The 7,690-nt window shown below is 61.7% G+C and carries 5 protein-coding genes and 2 tRNA genes; all 7 read left to right on the forward strand.

Annotated elements, in window-relative coordinates; all coding sequences use genetic code 11:
* Positions 1-2: 2 nt before the first annotated feature.
* The gene (locus GY769_10525; GenBank protein MCP4202356.1) at positions 3-1,688 is read left to right on the forward strand and encodes a glutamine--tRNA ligase/YqeY domain fusion protein; all 1,686 of its coding nucleotides are present in this window, start codon (positions 3-5) and stop codon (positions 1,686-1,688) included.
* A 148-nt stretch (positions 1,689-1,836) separates the two neighbouring features.
* Positions 1,837-1,910 (forward strand) — tRNA-Gln (locus GY769_10530).
* Between the two features lie 238 nt (positions 1,911-2,148).
* Positions 2,149-2,220: transfer RNA gene (locus GY769_10535), tRNA-Phe, on the forward strand.
* A 247-nt stretch (positions 2,221-2,467) separates the two neighbouring features.
* On the forward strand, positions 2,468-5,164 hold the full coding sequence (locus GY769_10540) for a serine/threonine-protein kinase (protein ID MCP4202357.1): 2,697 nt from the start codon (positions 2,468-2,470) through the stop codon (positions 5,162-5,164).
* Positions 5,165-5,654: 490 nt separating this feature from the next.
* Positions 5,655-6,365 (forward strand): hypothetical protein, encoded by a 711-nt coding sequence (locus tag GY769_10545; GenBank protein ID MCP4202358.1) that lies wholly within the window; start codon positions 5,655-5,657, stop codon positions 6,363-6,365.
* Positions 6,362-6,961 (forward strand): hypothetical protein, encoded by a 600-nt coding sequence (locus tag GY769_10550; GenBank protein ID MCP4202359.1) that lies wholly within the window; start codon positions 6,362-6,364, stop codon positions 6,959-6,961. The genes GY769_10545 and GY769_10550 overlap by 4 nt, the downstream gene beginning before the upstream one ends.
* Positions 6,942-7,565 carry a hypothetical protein gene (locus GY769_10555; protein ID MCP4202360.1) on the forward strand — a complete coding sequence of 208 codons (624 nt, stop codon included), beginning with the start codon at positions 6,942-6,944 and terminating at the stop codon, positions 7,563-7,565. Before GY769_10550 ends, GY769_10555 begins: the two co-directional genes overlap by 20 nt.
* The last annotated feature ends 125 nt before the right edge of the window (positions 7,566-7,690 follow it).

Consider the following 7,690-nt stretch of genomic DNA (forward strand, 5'->3'; position numbering starts at 1 on the left):
TCTTGGGCGATTCAGCGGAGCCTTCGGGCAGTCACTTCATCAAGTCGATCATCGAGGAGGAGCTGGCTTCGGGAAAGCGCACGATCGTTCACACGCGGTTTCCTCCCGAGCCCAACGGCTATCTCCATATCGGCCACGCCAAGGCGATCTGTTTGAACTTCGGCTTGGCCGAGGAGTTCGGTGGCCCTTGCAACCTGCGCTTCGACGACTCGAACCCGTTGACCGAGCGTCAGGAGTACGTCGATTCGATCCGCGAAGACGTGCGCTGGCTGGGTTTCGACTGGGAGGACCGCGAGTACCACGCCTCGGACTACTTCGAACAGCTCTATGACTGGGCGCTCGACCTGATCAAGAAGGGCAAGGCCTACGTCGACGACCTGACCGCCGAGGAGATTCGCGAGCACCGCGGAACACTGACCGAGCCGGGACGCGAGAGCCCGTACCGGAATCGCACCGTCGAGGAGAACCTGGAGCTCTTCGAGCGCATGAAAGGAGGAGACTTCCCGGACGGATCCAAGGTGCTTCGAGCCAAGATCGACATGGCCGCCGGCAACCTCAACATGCGAGACCCGGTGATGTACCGGATCCTGCACGCCGAACACTACCGCCGCGGCAACGAGTGGGCGATCTACCCGACCTATGACTTCACCCACGGTCAGTCGGATTCACTCGAGGAGGTCACCTACTCCTTGTGCACTCTGGAGTTCGAAGATCACCGCCCCCTTTACGACTGGTTCATCGAGAACCTCGAGATCTTCCCGTCGCGCCAGATCGAGTTCGCGCGGTTGAACATCTCGCACACGCTGCTGTCGAAGCGCAAGCTCAAACGGCTGGTCGAGGAGGGGCATGTCTCGGGTTGGGACGACCCGCGCATGCCGACGCTCTCCGGGATCCGACGTCGCGGCTATCCGCCGGCCGCCGTTCGGGATTTCTGCAATCGAATCGGCATCGCCAAAGCCGACTCGACGGTCGACATGGCATTGCTCCAGCACTGCGTGCGCGAGGAGCTGAACCGTACGGCGTTGCGCCGCATGGTGGTGCTCGATCCGATCAAGGTCGTGATCGAAAACTATCCCGAGGGTGAAACCGAGGAGCTCGAGGCGGTCAACAATCCGGAAGATGAGTCCGCGGGTACGCGCCCGGTGCCTTTTTCCCGAGAGCTCTGGATCGAGCGTGACGATTTCATGGAAGACCCGCCGAAGAAATTCTTCCGGCTGGGCCCCGGGCGCGAAGTCCGGCTGCGCTGGGCCTACTTCATCACCTGTCGCGAAGTGGTCAAGAACGACGCCGGTGAGATCGTCGAGCTGCTTTGTACCTACGATCCCGAGACGCGCGGCGGCCAAGCGCCGGATGGCCGCAAGGTCCGCGGCACGATTCACTGGGTGTCGGTCGGGCATTCGGTACCACTCGAAGTTCGGCTCTATGACCAGCTGTTCACAAAAGAGGACCCGAACCAGGTCGAAGAGGGCGGGAACTTTCTCGACAACTTGAATGTGGATTCAATCGCGACGAACAGCAAAGCGCGGGGCGAGCCCAGCCTTGCCGCAGCCAAACCGGGGCAGAGCTTCCAGTTCGAGCGCAAAGGCTACTTCTGTGCCGACTCGAAGGACCATTCGGCCGAGCATCCGGTTTTCAATCGCACGGTCACCCTGCGCGATACCTGGGCCAAGCTCCAGAAGCGTAACTAACACGCGGTCAGTGGCGGTCGGAGCTCGACCGCTACAACGCCTGACGGTCGAGGTGCTCCGCCTCCGGAAAACGAGTTGGGAGGGGACACCAAGGAATGGTGTCCCCGATTGACGCTCGGCGGGTCTTCTTGCTAGCGTCTTTTCCCGTTGGGACGTCGTTCAATGGTAGGACACACGGCTCTGGCCCGTGGAATCGGGGTTCGAATCCCTGCGTCCCAGCCATATTGCACTGCCCTCCGTCCAACTTCCTGAGAATCAGTCAGTTGGCGTAGCGACGGCTGGTCTAATACGTCCGTGTGACGCGTTCGTGTGTCGCACGGCTCCAGCATCGGACGAATCCGGCTGCCACAATGGGCCTCATCGAATCGGTTGCGCATCAGAAATGGCGATTGAACGAAGGGCTCTTGTGGTGGTGTGCGGCTGTAGGCGCTCAGTGGCTCGATTCCAAGAGAGATTCTTCGTCGATCGAGTGGAGCTTGTCTCCTGACTGAAAATCAGGGTGTCGGTGGTTCGATTCCGCCCCTGGGCACCATTTAACTCTCTAGATATCAGACAGTTACAGAGTTTTCGCCTGCTCGTCGGCGGCCCGGATTTCGAGCCGAGCAAACAATGAGCAAACACTTCGGGTCGTGGTCTGTCGCACTTCGTCGTAGATCGCTGGCTCGAAAGCCCTCAGACATCGCAGGAGGAGGGGGGGCCAGAGCACTCCGCAGCGAGACCAGTCAGCAACCCGACCCAGGCTCCGCCGAGGCCACCGCGCGGAGGTCGTGGCGGCGTGCATGCGATCGATCGCGTTCCTCTACAATGGACCGGCTCTTCAACACCGGAACTGCATGATCGGCCGCACGCTCTCTCACTACGAGATCACCGCCAAGCTCGGGGCCGGGGCGATGGGCGAGGTCTGGCGCGCGACCGACACCAGGCTCGACCGGGAGGTTGCGCTCAAGGTCCTGCCCGAAGAGCTCGCCACCGACCCCGAACGGCTGGAGCGCTTCGAACGCGAAGCGAAGGCGATCGCCGCTCTGAATCACCCCAACATCGTCACCATCCACTCGGTCGAAAAGGCGGACGGCGTCAACCTCCTGACAATGGAGCTGGTGGAAGGAAAAAGCCTCGATCAAATCCTGCCGACGCTGGGCTTCGAGCTCGACAGGCTCTTTCCCCTGGCCATCCAGATCGCCGACGCCCTCGCGGCAGCGCACGAGAAAGGAATCGTCCATCGAGATCTGAAGCCCGCCAACGTCATGGTGACCGACGACGGCCGGGTGAAGGTGCTGGACTTTGGTCTTGCCAAGCTGGCCGAGTCGGAGTCAGAGGACGCCGAGACCCAGCTGATGACCCAGGCGGGGATGGTCCTGGGGACGGTGCCGTACATGTCACCGGAGCAGGTCCAAGCGAAGCCTATCGACCACCGCTCGGACATCTTCTCTTTGGGAATCCTCCTGTACGAGATGGCGGTGGGGCGGCCACCGTTTCAGGGCGACAACGCCGCTTCGGTGATCTCTGCGGTCTTGAAGGAGCAGCCGCCTTCGGTGACCCAGCTCAAGGAAGAGCTGCCAAACCACCTGGGCCGTATCGTGCGGCGATGTCTCGAGAAGCAGCCGCAACGGCGCTACCAGTCAGCGCGGGAGATCCACCTCGAGCTCGAGGGCTTGGAGAGCGAGCTGAGGGCAGGGGGCGCTGCGACCGAAGGGTCGCCCGTGGCCGGCGCGTCGGCGCCTGCAACCAGAGGAGTCTACTCGGTCGGTCGCTGGATTGGCACGATCGCGGCCGTCGTCGTCGCCGGTGCCCTTGCGACGGTCGCCACCTATACGATGCTGGTAAGAAATCGTGCTCCAGCACCGTCGCCGCCGCTCCACGCCGAGATCAGCCTGCCCGACGATGCTGGACTCGGCTTCGGCCTGGCTATTCTCGGTGTGGACAGCAACCTGCTGGCCCTGTCACCCGACGGCACGCTCCTGGTCTACGTTGGTAGGTCGCCCGGCGGTGGCTCGCGGCTGTACCGACGGGACCTCACCGGCTTCGATCCGCCTGCGGCCATCCCCGGCACGGAGGGCGCCCACCACGCTTTCTTCTCGCCCGACGGCGGCTCGATCGGATTCGTGACCGTGGACAAGCTGAAGCGGGTCGCGCCCAACGGCGACGGCCTGCAGACCATCGCGCCGATCGAGACCGTGGTACGCGGTCAGTGGACCGGAGACGACACAATCTACCTCGGTGCCGATGAGAGCCGAACACTGCAGCGCGTGTCGGCGGCTAGTGGACAGCTGGAAGAGCTCCACGCGAGACCCGACATGGTCTTCCTGGAGGTACTCCCCCAGGGCGGGTCGGCGCTCGTCATGCTGCGCGACGGGATCAGCACCGACTACGCCGACATCGCCCTGTTGGATCTCGAGACTTTCAAGACCCGGACGATTCTCGAGGGCGGCTACGATGCTCGCCTGATGAAGCCCGATCGGCTCGTCTTCGCCCGCGGAGGGAGCCTTCTCGCGGTGCCGTTCGACACCGAAGAGGGCCGGATCACCGGCGAGCCGGTCACCGTCATGCGCGAGGTGGTGATGGACGCAGATATCGGACAGGCTCAGTTCGCCTTCTCCAACTCCGGGACGATGGTCTTCGCGCGGGGCCCCGAAATAGCGCGCGGCGGCGTGGCCCGCATCGACCGGGACGGGAACCAGGAGTTCCTTCCGGTGCAGCAGGGTGCCTACGGCGTTCTCGACCTCGACCCCACCGACCGCAAGCTGGTCATCCACGTGGCGGACGTTGAAAGCTATGTGTGGGCCTACGACATCCCAAGCGGGCGCGGCACACGGCTGCCCGGCCGGCGAACTGGATGGCCGGTGTGGAACAACGAAGGCGAGATGATCGCTTACGAAGACGACAACGAGGAGACGCTCCGGATCGAGCCCGTCGGTGGTACCGCGGCGGCCTGGTCCGCGATTCCGAACGAGTGGCCTGCGAGGATCTCCGCCTGGTCGCCCGACGATCGGGTGCTTGCCATCTACAGCCGGGCCCAGGGCCTCTCGCAGATCGGCTTCCTGGACCTCGAGGAAAGGAGTGTCGAGTGGGTCGACAACGGCGGAAGCCACCAGTGGGGGGCGGCGTTCTCCCCTGACGGTAAGTGGGTGGCGTATTCCTCGAACGAAACGGGCGCCTGGGAGGTCTGGATTCGCTCCTATCCCGACGGCTCAGTGGTCAGGCAGATCTCCGAAGGCGGCGGCCTCGAGACGGTCTGGAGTCCGTCGGGCGAGATCTTCTACCGCCGCGGCGACCGTTGGATGAGCGTCGCGATCACGACGGAGCCCTCGTTGAGCTTTGGTGCGCCGCGCCAGGTCTTCGAGACGGACTTCGTCGATACATTAGGGCGATCCTTCGACGTCTCGTCGGACGGGCAGAGCCTGTATGTCGTGAAGCAGCCCGATCCGCCGGATGGCACCCGGCTCCACGTAGTCACGGGGTGGGCGTTGCGGCCCTGAGCCCCACCGCCAAACTTTGGAACCGTTGGCGCGCACCGCGGCGTCCCGGCCGACATGAAGGGCTGCCGGTCCAGGAGGACTGAAAATCAGGGTGTCGGTGGTTCGATTCCGCCCCTGGGCACCATTTAACTCTCTAAGTATCAAACAGTTACAGAGTATTCGCCTGCTCGCCGCCGGCTCGGGTTTCGAGCCGAGCAAACAATGAGCAAACACTCTGGGTCGTGGTTCGTCGCAGCCTGTCGTAGACGGCCTGCCGGGGCAGCGGGCTGAACTTGCCGTGGCGGCAACGCACGGCAGCAGAGGCTGGCATCAGCGATGCAGCTAGAGTTTTGAGTGGCGCCTACTCCCCCAGGGCAGCGCTAGCTGGGCAGCCGCTCGCATTCTGAGACCCGTGATCAGCAAGAAGAGGTCCTGACGAGTCGAGGCCGCATCAGCATGCTAGGGTTGCTCGGAGGATTCCACATTCCACTACCGTGAGGGTGCAAGAACCATGGCTCTGTCGCTGGCTTCGTTCAAGCTTGAGCGTGCGATACTCGAGCTTCGGTTCCCGGCTGCGCTGACCCTCTGGGATAGGGCGGGACAAGTCTGGACGGACGCCAAGCGGCGTTGGCCCGACCTCGAGGCTCGAAAGGCGGAGCCGGGGGAGACCATTTTTCGACTCAGAAACGAGTTGGAGTTGAGCGTGGGCCTGCAAAGCCTCAGAATCGTGGCGTTCTTCCCATCCCGAAAGCTGAAGCCGCTCGTCGAAATCGCGGGTGGCTTCGTCAAGCCTACTTTGGAAACTCTGGGAGTGGAGATCTTGGATCGGGTAGGAGCTCGATTCCTGTACTTCCAGAAGCATCCGGACCGCGAGCACGCTGCCGAGGCAATCCTGGCCACGAAGCTCATGAGGTCACCCAAAGGCTCCCACTTTGGAGTCGAGGGAGATGTTGCCGAAACAGAGTACGTAGCGCGAATCGAGGAAGCCACAAAGGGTGTAACCGTCCGCCTCAAGGTCGAAGGTCGCAAGGTCGACTTTGTCCCGCCACCCAACGTCAGCGAGCTGAAGGAGTTCCACCGGAAGGAGCAGGGGATCGTGTTCGATGTGGATTGCTATTCAACCGTGGAGATGACACCAAGCCAGCTTGATCCTGTGGAGTGGATCGAGCAATGGAATCAGACTGTGAAACGCGGCTCGGATCTGTTCTTCGGAGGCGAATGATGGTCGAAACAGCGGACGTCTTATCGATGGAGAAGTGGCTCAGAGAACGAAAAGAGGGTACGAGCTCGTCAGCAGGCCACCTCGAAAGCGACGCCTTTGAAGTACGAGTTTCTGTTGAGGAAGTCAGATCGGGAACCAGCGAAGCGCCAGTTCCTGTTACGGCTCTCTATCCCGCCCTAGGCGAGTCCTGTCAATCTGTGCTGGGTGTGGCATCGAAGCTTCTCGACCTAGCTGAGGCGCGCCTGCAAAGTGCGCTTCAGCACTATCGTGACGGTGAACACGTCGATGCGGATGACGACCTGCAGCATTTCCACGGTACCGTACGCGAGCTTTTCTGTTGTAGGAGTCTCGGAGACGGTTTCGGCGGCCTCGTGAATACGTTACAGATTGCGCTGACGCGGAGAAAGGGCCATCCACTCGAAGAGGCACAGATCGACGCCCTACTTGGAGTCGTAACGAAGCTCCAAGCGGAACCCTATATTCCTTTCCCGGATGTCGTTGAGCATGCAGGTCATTTGGCATCAGTTGGTTTCCTGGTAGACCCTCCAGGTTTGGACGCGATCTTGGAGGAGCGGGATGAAGAGAGCCTTCGTTGACACGAGTGTTCTGACAGACATCCTCCTGAAGCCGTTTGCCGCCTCGGCCGCACGACAGGCGCTCGCAACCTACGAAACGAGCAGCCTTCCTGTCTACGCGATCAAGGAGTTTAAGGCCGGCCCTTTGAAGCACTATGTTTGGATGCACGACCGACTGGCGAACCTAGGGTCCTTCCGAGATGCGGTCCTCGCACTGCAGAGAGAATCCGGCACACCGCGGAAGTACTTGACTTCCACCGCGCTTGAGGCACTGGCGGAAGGAGCCAATGAGATGATCAGCGCTGATCTGGCCGGGCTGGTGGACAAGTATGGTCCGACGGCCTCTCCTGACAAGGTCTTGTGTGACAGCTACAGACTTGCCCTGAAGCTGCGGATCTTTACGGCATGGGAAAAGCGCAGGTCAGTGACCAGCACGGTAGGACCTGAGCTCGTGTGCTATCCCGAGAAGCCTCTAAAGGAGAAGCCAAACAAGCTAATAGAGATCCAGCCGGTTCTTTGCCGTCCGAAGGATGAGTGCTGCATGGGGCAAGAACTGCGGGCTCGGAAGCCGGATCTTAAGAGACTGCTAGAAGCCCTGAAGAGCCTCCCGTGCGGATTCCGCTGATTGTGATCGCCGATTCCGGGCAACGTGATCACTCGTTCCGGTGATCGTGATCACTCGTTCCGGTGATCATGATCACTCCTCGGAGCGTAGCGACGATTAGCGGTTCATCGGCCTCCTTGTCTCAA

The organism is bacterium (assembly GCA_024224155.1).
Classification (GTDB): Bacteria; Acidobacteriota; Thermoanaerobaculia; order Multivoradales; family JAHEKO01; genus CALZIK01.

Coding starts and splice junctions, on each gene's coding strand:
- GY769_10555 (MCP4202360.1), top strand. CDS start 6,942: ATGAAGAGAGCCTTCGTTGACACGAGTGTTCTGACAGACATCCTCCTG.
- GY769_10550 (MCP4202359.1), top strand. CDS start 6,362: ATGATGGTCGAAACAGCGGACGTCTTATCGATGGAGAAGTGGCTCAGA.
- GY769_10545 (MCP4202358.1), top strand. CDS start 5,655: ATGGCTCTGTCGCTGGCTTCGTTCAAGCTTGAGCGTGCGATACTCGAG.
- GY769_10540 (MCP4202357.1), top strand. CDS start 2,468: ATGCGATCGATCGCGTTCCTCTACAATGGACCGGCTCTTCAACACCGG.